A 14,555-nucleotide genomic window follows, 5' to 3' on the forward strand; every position below is an offset into this window, starting at 1 on the left:
GACATCATGGATTCGGACCATGTCAGCGACGTTGTCACCGACATGCGTGCCGACACCGTCGCCAGCATCGTCGCCGCCCACTGCCCGCCAGGCACCTATCCCGAACAGTGGGATGTCGCCGGATTGAAGGAAAGCGTCGAGGCGGTGCTCGGCCTCCAGCCGCCAATCGATAGCTGGTTGGGCGAGGAAGCGGTCGAGCCCGACATGATCGCCGAGCGCGTGCAGGCAGAGGCCGACGGCATCATGGAAGCCAAGATTGCTGGCGTTGAGGGTGACCATTGGGTCCAGGTCGAAAAGAGCGTGATGATCCAGACGCTCGACCATTTCTGGAAGGAGCATCTCGCGACGCTCGACGCGCTTCGCCAGGTTATCCATCTGCGCAGCTATGCCCAGAAGAAGCCGATCGACGAGTATAAGCAGGAGGCCTTCCTGCTGTTCGAGCGGCTGCTGATCGCGATCCGAGAGGATTGTACGCGGGTGCTGATGCGGGCGCAGGTCACGCTCGAGCCAGCGCCATTCGAGCTACCCGATTTTATCACCAGTCACATCGATCCGCTGTCGGGTGACGACGATACGGCGGACATCGACCGGGCGACTGGCGCGATCCTGTCGAGCCGTCCGCCGCTCCAGTCGCTGCTGCCGCCGATGCTTAGCCTCGATCCCAGCGCGACCGACGCCGAGCGCGCGGCCGGAGCAATGATTGGCACCGTGCCCGAGCCCGAGAGCCGCAACTCGCCATGCCCGTGCGGATCGGGCCGCAAGTACAAGCATTGCCACGGCGCGCTGGCCTGAGCTGGCCGCGATGATCGATCGCGGCGCGCTGCGGGCTGCCTATCGGCCTGACGAAGAGCGGGTAGTCGCAGAGCGGCTCGAGCAGGCGCGACTTCCGGCCAGCGCCGCGCCGGTCGCCAGCGCAATCGCGCGCACGCTGGCCGAGCAGGTGAGGGCGCACAAGCCCGCCGGGCTCGACGCCTTCCTCCGCGCCTATGACCTTGGCAGCGACGAGGGCGTGGCGCTGATGTGCCTCGCCGAAGCGCTGCTGCGCATTCCCGACGCAGAGACCGCTGACGACCTTATCCACGACAAGCTGTCCGGCCCGGACTGGACGGAGCAGCTTGGCGGATCGCGTTCGACCTTCGTCAACGCCGCGACGATTTCGCTGTTGCTCACCGGCAAGGTGCTCGATCACGCCAACGACCGTACCGAAGGCTGGCGGGCGAGCCTCGGCCGGGCGGTCGGACGGCTCGGCGAACCCGTTATCCGCACTGCGGTGGGGCAGGGGATGAAGATCCTCGGCGCGCAATTCGTCTTTGGCCGCACCATCGACGAAGCCTTGGCGCGCGCCAAACCCGAGCAGGCGAAGGGACTTAGCCACAGCTTCGACATGCTCGGCGAGGCCGCCAAGACCCACGCCGACGCCGCCCACTATGCCGCCGCTTACGCCGGCGCGCTCGACCGCATCGCCGCCAGCGCGAAAGGCGGGTTTCGCGCCGCGCCCGGCATTTCGGTCAAACTCTCGGCGCTCCACCCGCGCTTCGAATTCGCCCACGCCGACGAAGCCAAGGCGGCGATGCTGCCGGTGCTGCGCAACCTCGCCGTCAAGGCCAGCGCAGCCGACGTCCATTTCACCATCGACGCCGAGGAAGCCGATCGCCTCGAATTATCGCTCGACATCATCGAGGCACTCGCCGCCGATGATGGGCTGTTCGCCAACAACTGGGGCGGCTTCGGCCTGGCGATCCAGGCCTATCAGAAGCGCGCCGTGCCACTGGTCGGCTGGGTTGCCGATCTTGGCCGCAAGACCCGTCGCCGGCTGATGGTCCGGCTGGTCAAGGGCGCTTATTGGGACAGCGAGATCAAGGCGGCGCAGGTTGCCGGGCTCGACGACTATCCAGTGTTCACCCGCAAGGTCGCGACCGACGTCTCTTACCTCGCCTGCGCCAAGGCGATGCTCGCCGCCGACGCCGTGATCTACCCCGCCTTCGCCACTCACAACGCCACCACGATCGGCGCGATCAAGGCGCTCGCTGGAGGCAAACCGCTCGAGTTCCAGCGGCTCCACGGCATGGGCGAGGGGCTGTATGAGGAACTGGCGTCGCTAGAGCGCGAAATGGGGCAACCGCAGACCCCGGTGCGGATCTATGCGCCGGTTGGTAGCCACAAGGAATTGCTTGCCTATCTCGTCCGGCGTCTGCTCGAGAACGGCGCCAATTCGAGCTTCGTCAATCGCATCGCCGACGACGAGATCCCGCTCGAGGCACTGGTCCGCGATCCCGTCGCCGAGCTGTCGGCCATGACGCCCAAGCGCAACGCCGCGATCGCGCTGCCCAGCGCGATCTTCGGCAAGGGCCGCCGCAACAGCGCTGGCTGCGACCTCAGCGACCCGCTGGTCCGCGAACCGCTGCTCGACCGCCTGCGCAGTCTAGAAACCAGGAATTGGAACGCCAAGCCGACGATGGGGCAGGGCGGGACACCGCGTGCCGTCGTATCACCCTTCGATACGCAGTTGGTCGTCGGCCAGGTCAGCGATGCCGACGCAGCCGCCGTCGACGCAGCGGCTCGCGCTGCGTCTCCCGCCCAGCATGACTGGGACGCGCTCGGCGGCGTGGAGCGGGCCCGTCTGCTCGACCTTGCCGCCAACCTGTTCGAGGCTCGCCGCGAGTTGTTTTACTCGCTGTGCATCCGCGAGGCCGGCAAGACCCTCCCCGACGCCGTCCTCGAAGTGCGCGAGGCGGTCGATTTCCTCCGCTTCTACGCTGCCGAAGCCCGGGCGAAGTTCGACCGGCCAACGTCATTGCCCGGGCCGACCGGCGAGCTCAACGAATTGCGGCTTCACGGACGCGGGGTGTTCGCCTGTATTAGCCCGTGGAATTTCCCGCTCGCCATCTTCATCGGCCCGGTCGCAGCGGCACTGGCGGCGGGCAACGCAGCGCTGGCCAAGCCGGCCGAGCAGACGCCGCTGATCGGCGCGCTCGCCATCGAGCTCATGCACGAGGCGGGGATCCCGCGCGCCATCGTCCAGCTCGTCCCGGGCGATGGCTCGACAGGTGCGGCGCTGACCGCCCACCCGCTTATCGCTGGCGTCGCCTTCACCGGGTCGACCGATACCGCGCGCAAGATCAACCGCGGCCTGGCCGAACGGCCTGGACCGATCATCCCGCTGATCGCCGAGACCGGCGGCCAGAATGTCATGATAGTCGATTCGTCGGCGCTGCCCGAACAGGTTACCCGCGATGTCATCTGGTCGTCGTTCCAGAGCGCCGGCCAGCGCTGCTCGGCGCTGCGGGTACTGTTCGTCCAGGACGATGTCGCCGACAGCATGCTCGAGATGATTGCGGGTGCCATGCAAGCGCTGACGGTCGGCGACCCGCGCGACCTCAGGACCGATGTCGGCCCGGTGATCGACGAGGACGCCAAGCGCGTGCTCGACGACCACATCGCCGAACTCACCGGCAAGGCAAAGCTGCTCGCCATGCTCGAACTGCCTGATCTTCCCGGACACTTCGTCGCCCCGACGATGATGGAAATCGCGAGCCTGGCCGACCTCGCCGCTGAGCATTTCGGTCCGGTCCTCCACGTCGTGCGCTGGAAATCGGGCGAACTCGAGGCCGTCATCGACGCAATCAACGCCACCGGTTTCGGCCTGACACTCGGCCTGCAAAGCCGGATCGACACGACGCGGACGCTGGTCGAACGCCGCGCCCGCGTCGGCAACTTCTACGTCAACCGCAACCAGATCGGCGCGGTGGTCGAAAGCCAGCCGTTCGGCGGCGAAGGACTTTCGGGAACTGGCCCCAAGGCCGGCGGCCCACATTATGTCGCGCGCTTCGCCACCGAGCGCGTGACCTGCATCGACACCACCGCGGCGGGTGGCAACGCGACCCTGATGGCCTCTGTTTGATCGAAGAACGGTGCCAGCCAGCGCCTCGGGAACCAACAGCGATGGCTCCCCGGGCCTGATTCGAACAGGCGACCATTCGATTAACAGTCGAACGCTCTACCGCTGAGCTACCGGGGAACACCTCGTCGTACGAAGCGAGGCCCCCTTTAGCGCCGCGACGTTCCAAGGCAAGCCCCCAGCGCTCAATCAGTGCGCAAATTGCTCCAGCGTGATCCGCTCGTCGAGGGCGTGTTCGGGGTCGAACAACAAGGTTAGCGTCGGGCCCTTCGACAGGCAGACGTCGACCGTCACTACGTCGCGCACTTCATACTGGTCGGCCACCGCCGATACCGGCCGGTTGAGCGGATCAAGGACGCGAAATCGGATCACGACATCGTCCTGCAGGATCGCGCCCTGCCAGCGGCGTGGGCGGAACGGGCTGATCGGCGTCAGTGCGAGCAGTTTCGCGGCGAGCGGCAGGAGCGGACCGTGGGCGGACAGGTTGTAGGCGGTCGAACCTGCCGGCGTCGCCACTAGCACCCCGTCGCAAACCAGCTCCGGCATGACGACACGGCCGTTGACGCTAACCTCGATCTTGGCGGTCTGGCGGGTTTCGCGGAGCAGCGAGACTTCGTTTATCGCTGCGCGGATAACGGTCCCTCCGTCGATCGTCGTCGCCGTCATGGTCAGCGGGGTGACCTTGATCGCCTTGGCATTGGCGATTCGTTGCGCCAGCCGGTCGAGCCGCCAGTCGTTCATCAGGAAACCGACCGTTCCGCGGTTCATCCCGAACACCGGGCGCGGCGCTCCCTGCTCGAGCATCAGGTGCAGCGTCTGCAGCATGAACCCATCACCGCCCAGGGCCACCAGCGTGTCGGCCGTCTGAGCCTCCTCCCAGCGGTAACGCGTCCGGAGCAATCCGGCGGCGACCTGTGCAACCTCGGTGCCCGACGCGAGCAGCCCGACGCCGGCAAGCGCACGGCGCGACGAGGTGGACGGGGGATGGGCCTCGCGATTCATGCGCGGAGCATAGGGATTTCATGACGCCGCGCCACTGTCCCGCGATGGGTCGGCACGATTGCGCGACTTCCTTCCTGGTTCGTGTCGGCCCAGGGGTCGAAGGAATGGTCGATTTTCCAAATTGTCGAGCCCGGGAGGGCAAAGACCTGGACAAGCGCGCGTCCGACACGCCGGTGCCGCAACCGTTGCCAATAGAGCGCGACCATGAACTTGAGCGGGCGATCGCCCGTGATCAGTTCGCGATCCTGTTCCAGCCGCAGATCGAGCCCGGTACCGGCCGGGTCGTCGGTGTGGAAGCCCTCGCCCGCTGGGACCGAGAAGCCGGCCCCGAGGCTTTGTTCGCCCGCGCCGCTGCGCACGGCTTGAGCGAGCGGCTGTCGCGCGTCGTCCAGCGCAAGGCACTCCGCACGGCCGGCAATTGGCGCGGTCCGCTCCAAGCCCTGCGGGTTTCGATCAACCTCATCCCCCAGGACCTGACGCGCGACGGCTATGTCGGCTGGCTGCTTGCGGAGATTGAGGCCGCTGGACTGCGGCCCGAGCGAGTGACCGTCGAAATCACCGAATCGAGCCTGATCTCGGACCAGCCGGCCGCCGCGGCGCGACTCGCCTGCCTGCGCGCCGCCGGGGTGCAGATCGCGATCGACGATTTTGGCACCGGATATTCGAGCCTCGCGTATCTGACGACCCTGCCGCTCGACACGCTCAAGATCGATCGCGCGATGATCGCCGACCTCGTGGGCGGGTCGCGCGACCGGATCGTGGTCCGCGCGATGATCCACCTCGCGCGCGAACTTGGTCTCAAAGTCGTCGTCGAGGGCGTTGAATCGGTTGAGCAACTGCTGCTCGTCGCCGACTGGGGCTGCGACCTTTACCAGGGATTCCTTGGGGCGGGCGCGCTCGACTGCGATGAGCTCGAGCGCTTCGTCACCGCCTCACTGGCGCAAACCGCCTGACGCTCACGCCGGCTCGAGCTCTTTCTTCAACGCCGCCTCACCCGCCGCCAGCACCCGCGCCAGCCCGCGCGACAATTGCACCGCGCCGGTCAGCCGCGCCTCGTCGCTCGGCCAGTCGCGCGATACGACCAGTTTGCTGTCGGGCCGCAACCTGGCCGCGCCTTTCAACCGCTCGACATAGGCGAACAGCCCGGCAAGATCGGGGAAGCCGTCGGGAACGAAGGTCACCACCGCACCCTTGGCGCCGACGTCGAGCTTGGCGATCCGCGCCTTGCGGCAATTGATCTTGGTCTCGACGATCTGGAGCAGGTTCGATGTCTCCTGGGGCAGGGGCCCGAACCGGTCGATCAGTTCGGCGGCAAAGGCCTCGACCTCCTGCCGGTCGTCGAGTTCGGCCAGCCGGCGGTACAGACCCATCCTGAGGTCGAGATCGAGCACATAGGTTTCGGGGATGAGGATCGGCGCCTCGACGCTGATCTGCGGCGCATATTCCTCGCGGCGCTCGCCGCCGCCCGCCTTCATCTCGAGGATCGCCTCCTCGAGCATCGACTGGTAGAGCTCGAACCCGACTTCCTTGATGTGCCCCGACTGCTCGTCGCCGAGCAAATTGCCCGCACCACGAATATCTAGGTCGTGGCTGGCGAGCTGGAACCCCGCACCGAGGCTGTCGAGATTGGCCAGTACCTGCAGTCGTTTGTCGGCGCCTTGAGAGATGCTGCGATCAGGAGTGGTCGTGAGATAGGCATAGGCACGGGTCTTCGATCGCCCGACGCGCCCGCGCAGCTGGTATAATTGCGCCAGCCCGAACCGGTCGGCGCGATGCACCACCAGCGTGTTCGCACTCGGGATATCGAGCCCGCTCTCGACGATCGTGGTTGACAGCAAGACGTCGTATTTGCGGTCGTAGAAGGCGCTCATCCGCTCCTCGACCTCAGACGGACTCAACTGCCCATGCGCAGTGATCGCGCGCACTTCGGGTACTTCCTCGCGCAGCCATTCCTCGATGTCAGCGAGATCGGCGATCCGCGGAACGACATAGAAGCTCTGCCCGCCGCGATAATGTTCGCGCAGCAGCGCCTCGCGGATAACCACCGGATCGCGCGGAGTGACATAGGTCCGCACCGCCAGCCGGTCGACCGGCGGGGTCTGGATCACCGATAGTTCGCGCAGGCCCGACATCGCCATCTGCAGCGTGCGCGGGATCGGGGTCGCGGTCAGGGTAAGGACATGGACGTCGGCCCGAAGCGCCTTCAGCCGCTCCTTGTGGGTCACTCCGAAATGCTGTTCCTCGTCGACAATGACGAGCCCCAACTTCTTGAACTTGATCGTCTTCGCCAAAAGAGCGTGGGTGCCGATAACGATATCGACCGTGCCCTTTTCCAAGCCTTCCCTGGTTTTTTTCGTCTCGGCCGCCGTGACCAGCCGCGACAGTCGCCCGACCTCGATCGGGAAGCCCTTCATCCGCTCGACGAAATTGTTGAAATGCTGGCGGACTAGCAGAGTGGTCGGGCCGATCAGCGCGACCTGATAGCCCGCCATCGCCGCGACGAAGGCGGCGCGCAGGGCGACCTCGGTCTTGCCGAAGCCGACGTCGCCGCACACCAGTCGGTCCATCGGATTGCCAGCCGCGAGGTCGCCGATCACCTCCTCGATTGCACGATCCTGGTCGTCGGTTTCCTCGAACGGGAACCGGTCCACGAACGAGGCGTAAGCGCTGTCGACTTCGATCACCGCGCCCGGCCGGGTCGCGCGCATCGCGGCGGTCTTGATCAGCTCGCCCGCAATCTCGCGGATCCGCTCCTTCATCCGCGCCTTGCGCCGCTGCCACGCCTCGCCGCCGAGCCGGTCCAGCGGGGCCTTCTCGCTCTCAGAGCTGCCGTAGCGGGTCAGCACGTCGATATTCTCGACCGGGACGTAGAGCTTGTCGCCGCCGGCATACTCGAGCGCGACGCAATCGTGCGGCGCCTTGCCGACCATGATCGAGGTCAGTCCGTCGTAGCGCGCCACGCCATGATCAGCGTGGACGACGAGATCACCGGGCGACAGGGTCGCGAGTTCGGCCAGAAACGCGTCGGCGCTCTTGCGGCGCTTCTTCCGCCTTACGAGCCGATCGCCGAGCATGTCCTGCTCGGTGAGCACCGCGACTTCGGGCGTGGTGAAGCCATGGTCGAGCGGCAGCACCAGCAGCACAGCATCGGCCTTGGCGCCGAGCGCTTCCTGCCACGTATCGGCCTGCTTGATCCGCTCGAGGCCATGGTCGGCGAGCAGCCCGGCAAGCCGTTCGCGCGCGCCGCGGCTATAGCTCGCGAGCACGACCTTATGCTTTGATTTCTTTAGCTTGGCGGCGTGATCGACGACCGCTTCATAGATGTTGACGTTCTGCGCTCGCTCGGGCGCGAAGTCGCGCGCGCCTTCGACACCGAAGTCGATGGTCTGCTCGCTCGCCGGCTCGGGAAAGGTCGAGGCGCGGTGGATCCGGCGACCCTCGATCGCCCCGCGCCACTCCTTGTCCGACAGGTACAAGGTCGACGGCGGCAACGGTCGATAGCTGCCGGGTTCGGCGACCATCGCCTGCTCGCGATTGGCGAAATAGTCCTGGATCGCCTCCGACCGGGTCTCGTGCGAGCCATCGGCGCCGGGATCGCGCAGGATCACGTCATGCTCGCCGAGATGGTCGAACAGCGTCGACAATTTCTCCTCGAACAGCGGCAGCCAATGCTCCATTCCCGCCAGTCGCCGCCCATCGCTGACCGATTGGTACAGCGGATCACCGGTCGCATTGGCGCCGAACGTTTCGCGATAGCGCGCGCGGAACCGCTTGATGCTCTCCTCGTCGAGCAGCGCCTCGGACGCCGGCATCAGCGTGAACGCCTCGGCTGGGCCCGTCGTCCGCTGATCCGCAGGGTCGAAACGCCGCATCGTCTCGATCTCGTCGCCGAAGAAATCGAGCCGGATCGCGGTGCTCTGGCCTGCCGGGAACAGGTCGATCAGCGATCCGCGCACGGCATAGTCGCCCGCGTCATGGACCGCGTCGGTGCGCTGGTAGCCGTTGGCGCCGAGCAGCTTGATCAGCGCATCGCGATCGATCCGCTCGCCCTCGGCCAGCCGCCGCGTGAGTTGGCGAATCCGGAACGGAGTCAGCATCCGCTGCGCCGCCGCATTCGCCGTGGTTACAAGCAGTTGCGGCCCCTTGCGTGGAATCTGCAGCAACTGGAGCGTCGCCAGGCGCTCGGCCATCACCCGCAGCGCCGGCGACGCGCGGTCGTAAGGCAGGCAGTCCCACGCCGGCAGGGTCAGCACCTCGACCTCGGGCGCGAACACCGGCACGGTGTCGGCCAGCGCCCGCATGGCGGCTTCGTCGGCGGCGAGGATCACCGCGCGCCCGCTCTTTGCCGTGCCATCGGCGGCGCGCGCGAGGTCTGCGGCGAGCCACGGCAGGAATCCGGTCGGGACTGCTGCCAGGATCAGCGGTTCGCCCGCCTTCAATATCCGGGAAAGCGCGTCGTTCACTTGAAAACCTTGATAAAGTCGAGCCGCCGAAGTTCGTCCATCATCGCGCCCTGATAGCGCTCCGGCACCGGCTGGGCTCCGATCGCCCACGCCATGATGTCGACGTCGGTTTCCTCGAGCAGATCGGCGAACCAGTCGCGCTCAGCTTCGCCCCACACAGCGTGATGAGAATCGAAAAACCCGCCGATCATCATGTCGGCCTCGCGCGTTCCGCGGTGCCAGGCGCGATATTTGAACGCTCGTATTATTTCGTCCACTTGCCCGATCCCGACGCGAAAAAGTCCCGCCGGCGAGGATCGCCGCGGGTGGTGATGGTGCATGTAGGCGCTCGGGCCGCTTGGCGCTAGGGAAGGGGAATGCGCCCCGAGATCCTCAATCCCCTGTTCGCCGAGGTTGAAGTGCTCAAGGGCGTCGGCCCGGGAATTGCCAAGGCGCTCGCCCGCCTCGGCCTGACGCGCGCGGTCGACCTCGCCTATCATCTGCCCACCGGCACGATCGATCGGCTCCGCGTGCCCGCCGCAGCTGGAACGATGCTCAGCCGCATCCTGATCCTCGACGTGACCCCGTTCGACAGCCGTTCGCCGGCGGGGAAGGGACCGACCCGGATCTTTGCCGTCGACCGCGACGGCAACACCATCACCCTGACCTTCTTCAACAATCCCGGTTGGGCGAAGAAGCAGCTTCCGCTCGGCGAGCAGCGCACCGTGTCGGGCAAGCTGGAAGCCTTTGGCGACGAGTGGCAGATCATTCACCCCGAAATCCTCGAGGGCGGGGCCGAACCACCGCTGAGCGAGGCCATCTATCCGCTGACCGAGGGCATCGCCAATCGCCGGATGCGCGAGCTGGCCCTGACCGCGCTCCAGCGCGCGCCGGAGTTGCCGGAATGGATCGAGCCGTCGTTGCTGCAGCGCGACGGGTGGCGGCCGTGGCGTATGGCGCTGGCCGAAGCTCATGTAGATCCGCTCGCAACTGACGTCCGCAAGCGCTTGGCCTATGACGAGATTTTTGCCAACCAGCTCGCGCTTATGCTGATCCGCCAGCACGCCCGGCGGCGCAAGGGCGTGCCGCTCGCCGGCGACGAGCGGCTGACCAGCGCGCTCCAGCTGCCTTATCAGCTAACGAGCGCGCAGGCCCGTGTCGCGCAGGAAATCCGGAGCGATATGGCGCAGGCCGCGCCGATGCTCCGCCTACTCCAGGGCGATGTCGGGTCGGGCAAGACGCTCGTCGCGCTGCTGGCGATGCTCGAGGCGGTCGAGGCGGGGGCGCAGGCAGCGTTCCTCGCCCCGACCGAAATCCTCGCGCGCCAGCATTTCGCCACCCTCCAGCGCCAGCTCGACGCACTCGGCGTGCGCGTCGCGATCCTCACCGGGCGCGACAAGGGCCGCGCTCGCGAAGCGGTGCTGATGGGGCTGGCGGACGGGTCGATCGACATCCTCGTCGGCACGCACGCGATCTTTCAGGAGAAGGTCGCCTACAAGCGCCTTGGCCTGGTCGTGATCGACGAACAGCACCGCTTCGGCGTGTCGCAGCGGCTGCTGCTGACCGAAAAGGCCGCGCATCCGCCGCACCTGCTGGTGATGACCGCGACCCCGATCCCGCGCACGCTGACGTTGACCCAGTTTGGCGAGATGGACGTCAGCCGGCTCGACGAAATGCCGCCGGGTCGCACGCCGGTCGAAACGCGGGTGATCAGCGACGAGAAACTGCCCGAGGTGGTCGACGCGCTCGGCCGCCACATCGCGGCCGGGGGCCAGGCCTATTGGGTATGCCCGCTGGTCGAGGAGAGTGAGAAGAGCGATTCTGCCGCCGCTGAACAGCGCGCCGCGGTGCTTCGCCTGCGCTTCGGGCCGGACAAGGTCGGGCTGGTGCACGGGCGGATGAAGGGCGTGGAGAAGGATGACGTCATGGCGTCATTCGCCGCCGGTCACCTCGCGGTGCTGATCGCCACGACGGTGATCGAGGTCGGGGTCGACGTGCCCAACTCGACTCTGATGATCATCGAGGACGCCGAGCGGTTCGGCCTGGCGCAACTCCACCAGCTGCGCGGGCGCGTCGGGCGCGGGGCGGGGGCATCGACCTGCCTGCTGATCCGGGGTCAGCAACTCAGCGAGACCGGGCGCGCGCGGCTCGCCCTGATGAGGGAGACCAATGACGGGTTCCGCATCGCCGAGGAAGATTTGCGGCTGCGCGGTCCGGGCGAGATCCTCGGCACGCGCCAGTCGGGCGAACAGCAGTTCCGCGTCGCGACGCCGGAGCAGGTGTCCGAGCTGGTGCCGATGGCGACCGACGATGCGCGGCTGCTGCTCGATCGCGACGGCGGGCTGGCGAGCGAGCGCGGGCAGGCGGCGCGGATCGCGCTCTATCTGTTCGAGCGCGACCAGGCGATCGATCTGATCAGGAGCGGTTAGCGGGTCAGCAGCCCGTGTTTCTTCTTGCCGAGGCTGAGCTTCACTGGTGTGTCGCCGACCGTCACAACCAGATGCGGATCGCTCACCGGTTCACCGTCGACCTTCACCGCGCCCTCGCCGATCTTGCGCCGCGCCTCGCCGTTAGAACTAGCGAAGCCGAGGCCGACCAGTGCCGCGACGACGCCGATCTCGCCCCCGGTGGCGAGGCTTGGCAAATTCTCGTCCGAGGCACCCTGAGCGAAGGTGCGATGGGCGGTCTCTTCGGCAGCCTCGGCGGCTTCTTCGCCGTGGAGCAGCGTGGTCGCGGCGGTGGCGAGGGCGATCTTCGCCTGGTTGATGTCCGCCCCCTCCAGCGCGCCGAGCCTGGCGATCGCCTCAAGCGGCAGGTCGGTGAACAGCTTGAGGAACCTGACCACGTCCCCGTCCTGGGTGTTCCGCCAGAACTGCCAATAGTCGTAGGGCGAAACCCGGTCGGCGTTGAGCCACACCGCTCCCGCCGCGGTCTTGCCCATCTTGCCGCCATCGGCGGTGGTGATCAGCGGGGTGGTCAGGCCGTAGAGCTCGGCGCCGTCCATGCGGCGGGCGAGCTCGAGGCCGTTGACGATATTGCCCCACTGGTCCGACCCGCCCATTTGCAGCCGCACGCCCGAGCGGCGGGCAAGTTCGGCAAAGTCGTAGGCCTGCAGGATCATGTAGTTGAATTCGAGGAAGGTCAGCGGCTGTTCGCGGTCGAGGCGGAGCTTGACCGAGTCGAAGGTCAGCATGCGGTTGATGGTGAAGTGGCGTCCGACATTGCGCAGGAACTCGACGTAGTTCAACCGGTCGAGCCAGTCGGCGTTATCGACGATCACCGCGTCGGTGGGACCATCCCCGAACGTCAGGAAGCGTTCGAACACGCCCCTGATGCCAGCGATGTTGGCGGCGATGTCGTCGCTGGTGAGCAGTTTGCGACTCTCGTCCTTGCCCGAGGGATCGCCGACCTTGGTCGTGCCGCCGCCCATCAGGACGACCGGCTTGTGCCCGGCCTGCTGCAGGCGGCGGAGCATCATGATCTGCACCAGACTGCCGACGTGGAGCGACGGCGCGGTCGCGTCGAAGCCGATGTAGGCCGGGATGACCTGCGTCTGCGCCAAGGCGTCGAGCGCCGCGGCGTCGGTTGCCTGATGGATATAGCCGCGCTCGTCGAGAGTGCTGAGGAGGGTAGATTGGTAGGTCATGCTGGAAAGCGACTAGCCGAGCCCGCGTTGTTCGTCATCCCCGCGCATGCAAAGACCCGGCGCAGCGAAGAAAAACCGGGTTCCCGCTTTCGCGAGAATGGCGATAGGATGCGAGTATGCAGTCGTTCGCTCTCATCCCTCATCCGGATACGCCCCCCGCTGGCGCGCCGTTCAAGCTGTGGGTCAATGTTGATCGTTCGGCCTCGTTCGGGCTGATGGCGACGGCGAACATCTTCTTCTGCGTGGCCGCGCCGGCCTCTCGGTTTGTTATTCCCGCAACCGACGAGCCGGATCGCGCCGACGAGCTGTGGCAAACAACCTGTTTCGAAGCTTTTCTTCGACCGGGCAGCGCGCCGGGTTATGCCGAATGGAACTTCGCTCCGTCCGGCGACTGGGCGGCTTATTCGTTCAGCGGATATCGCGAAGGGATGACGAAGGCCGATTTGGGCGCGCCGCCCTACGTCCGGTTCGAGGACAATCTCATTTGGTGGGGAGTTGGCGCGACGATTGCGGTGCCGTCGGACGAGAAATTCGCGCTCGGCCTGTCGGCGGTGCTGGAGGAGGCCGACGGGACGAAAAGCTATTGGGCGCTCGCCCACCCCGCCGGGCCGCCCGATTTCCATCATGCCGATTGCTTCACGGCGAAGCTTGGTTAGGCAGCGGGAATGACCCTGTTCGGAATCGACCGGCTGATCGCCGACCCCGCGCTTCGTGCGCCGCTCGAGGGAAAGAGGGTTGCGCTGGTTGCGCATCCGGCGTCGGTGACGAAGGAGCTCGACCACTCGCTCGATGTGCTTGCTCCGCTTTTGAACCTCACTGCTGCGTTCGGGCCGCAGCATGGGCTGAAGGGCGACAAGCAGGATAATATGGTCGAGAGCGCGGATTATCGCGATCCCGGCCTCGGCATCCCGGTGTTCAGCCTTTACGGCGAGGTGCGGCGGCCGACCGCGGCGATGATGGCCGAGTTCGATGTGGCGCTGATCGACCTGCAGGACCTCGGCTGCCGGATCTACACCTTCATCACGACCTTGCTCTACATGCTCGAGGCCGCCGCCGAACATGGCAAGGCGGTATGGGTGCTCGATCGGCCCAACCCCGCCGGTCGTCCGGTCGAGGGTACGGCGCTGCTTCCCGGTTGGGAGAGCTTCGTCGGGGCGGGGCCGATGCCGATGCGGCACGGGCTGACGCTGGGCGAGCTTGGTCACTGGTTCATCGATCATTTCGCGATCGACGTCGATTATCGCGTGGTATCGATGGAGCGGTGGCAGCCCGATGCCGGACCGGGGTATGGCTGGCCGCCCGAGTGGCTGTGGATCAACCCCAGCCCCAACGCCGCCAGCCTCAACATGGCGCGCGCCTATGCCGGGACGGTGATGATCGAGGGCGCGACGTTGAGCGAGGGGCGGGGAACCACGCGTCCGCTCGAAGTGCTGTTCGGCGCGCCCGACATCGACGCTGGCGCGGTTCTCGAAGAGATGCGGCGGTTTGCTCCTAAATGGCTCGAAGGCTGCGCGATCCGGCAAGTGTGGTTCGAGCCGACGTTCCACAAGCACGCCAAAACGCTGTG

At 66.5% G+C, this 14,555-nt stretch carries 10 protein-coding genes and 1 tRNA gene; 6 read left to right on the forward strand and 5 right to left on the reverse strand.

Annotated elements, in window-relative coordinates:
• Window positions 1-792, forward strand: a 792-nt coding sequence (locus Q0R27_RS04575; RefSeq protein ID WP_293941443.1) for an SEC-C metal-binding domain-containing protein, incomplete at its 5' end; no start/stop codon positions are given.
• Window positions 793-802: 10 nt separating this feature from the next.
• Window positions 803-3,901 (forward strand): bifunctional proline dehydrogenase/L-glutamate gamma-semialdehyde dehydrogenase PutA, encoded by a 3,099-nt coding sequence (putA, locus tag Q0R27_RS04580; RefSeq protein ID WP_293941446.1) that lies wholly within the window; start codon window positions 803-805, stop codon window positions 3,899-3,901.
• 42 nt (window positions 3,902-3,943) lie between these two features.
• Here putA and Q0R27_RS04585 read toward each other — a convergent pair.
• Both Q0R27_RS04585 and Q0R27_RS04590 read right to left on the reverse strand, forming a co-directional pair.
• Window positions 3,944-4,018 (reverse strand) — tRNA-Asn (locus Q0R27_RS04585).
• A gap of 69 nt (window positions 4,019-4,087) precedes the next feature.
• Window positions 4,088-4,900, reverse strand: coding sequence for an NAD kinase (locus Q0R27_RS04590; protein ID WP_293941449.1), 813 nt, complete (start codon window positions 4,898-4,900; stop codon window positions 4,088-4,090).
• 104 nt (window positions 4,901-5,004) lie between these two features.
• On the opposite strand from Q0R27_RS04590, the gene Q0R27_RS04595 reads away from it, so the two are divergent.
• Entirely contained in the window at window positions 5,005-5,853 is an 849-nt protein-coding gene (locus Q0R27_RS04595) for an EAL domain-containing protein (protein WP_293941452.1), read from the forward strand.
• A 3-nt stretch (window positions 5,854-5,856) separates the two neighbouring features.
• On the opposite strand, the gene mfd is transcribed toward Q0R27_RS04595, so the two are convergent.
• A complete protein-coding gene (gene mfd, locus Q0R27_RS04600) occupies window positions 5,857-9,363 on the reverse strand; it encodes a transcription-repair coupling factor (protein ID WP_293941455.1) in 3,507 nt (1,168 codons plus the stop codon).
• Window positions 9,360-9,620: a succinate dehydrogenase assembly factor 2 gene (locus tag Q0R27_RS04605; RefSeq protein WP_293941458.1), complete on the reverse strand. Its 261-nt coding sequence runs from the start codon at window positions 9,618-9,620 to the stop codon at window positions 9,360-9,362. Before Q0R27_RS04605 ends, mfd begins: the two co-directional genes overlap by 4 nt.
• A gap of 99 nt (window positions 9,621-9,719) precedes the next feature.
• Here Q0R27_RS04605 and recG point away from each other — a divergent pair, with 99 nt between their 5' ends.
• Window positions 9,720-11,771 carry an ATP-dependent DNA helicase RecG gene (gene recG, locus Q0R27_RS04610; protein ID WP_293941461.1) on the forward strand — a complete coding sequence of 684 codons (2,052 nt, stop codon included), beginning with the start codon at window positions 9,720-9,722 and terminating at the stop codon, window positions 11,769-11,771.
• Here the strand turns inward: recG and tyrS are convergent.
• Entirely contained in the window at window positions 11,768-12,988 is a 1,221-nt protein-coding gene (tyrS, locus tag Q0R27_RS04615) for a tyrosine--tRNA ligase (protein WP_293941464.1), read from the reverse strand. The two genes, recG and tyrS, sit on opposite strands and share 4 nt — an antisense overlap.
• Window positions 12,989-13,104: 116 nt before the next feature.
• Here tyrS and Q0R27_RS04620 point away from each other — a divergent pair, with 116 nt between their 5' ends.
• A complete protein-coding gene (locus Q0R27_RS04620) occupies window positions 13,105-13,644 on the forward strand; it encodes a DOMON-like domain-containing protein (RefSeq protein ID WP_293941467.1) in 540 nt (179 codons plus the stop codon).
• Window positions 13,645-13,653: 9 nt separating this feature from the next.
• On the forward strand, window positions 13,654-14,555 hold a 902-nt coding region (locus Q0R27_RS04625), incomplete at its 3' end, for a DUF1343 domain-containing protein (protein WP_293941470.1).

The sequence above is a fragment of the Sphingomonas sp. genome (genome assembly GCF_025362505.1).
In the GTDB taxonomy this organism is placed as follows: Bacteria; Pseudomonadota; Alphaproteobacteria; order Sphingomonadales; family Sphingomonadaceae; genus Sphingomicrobium.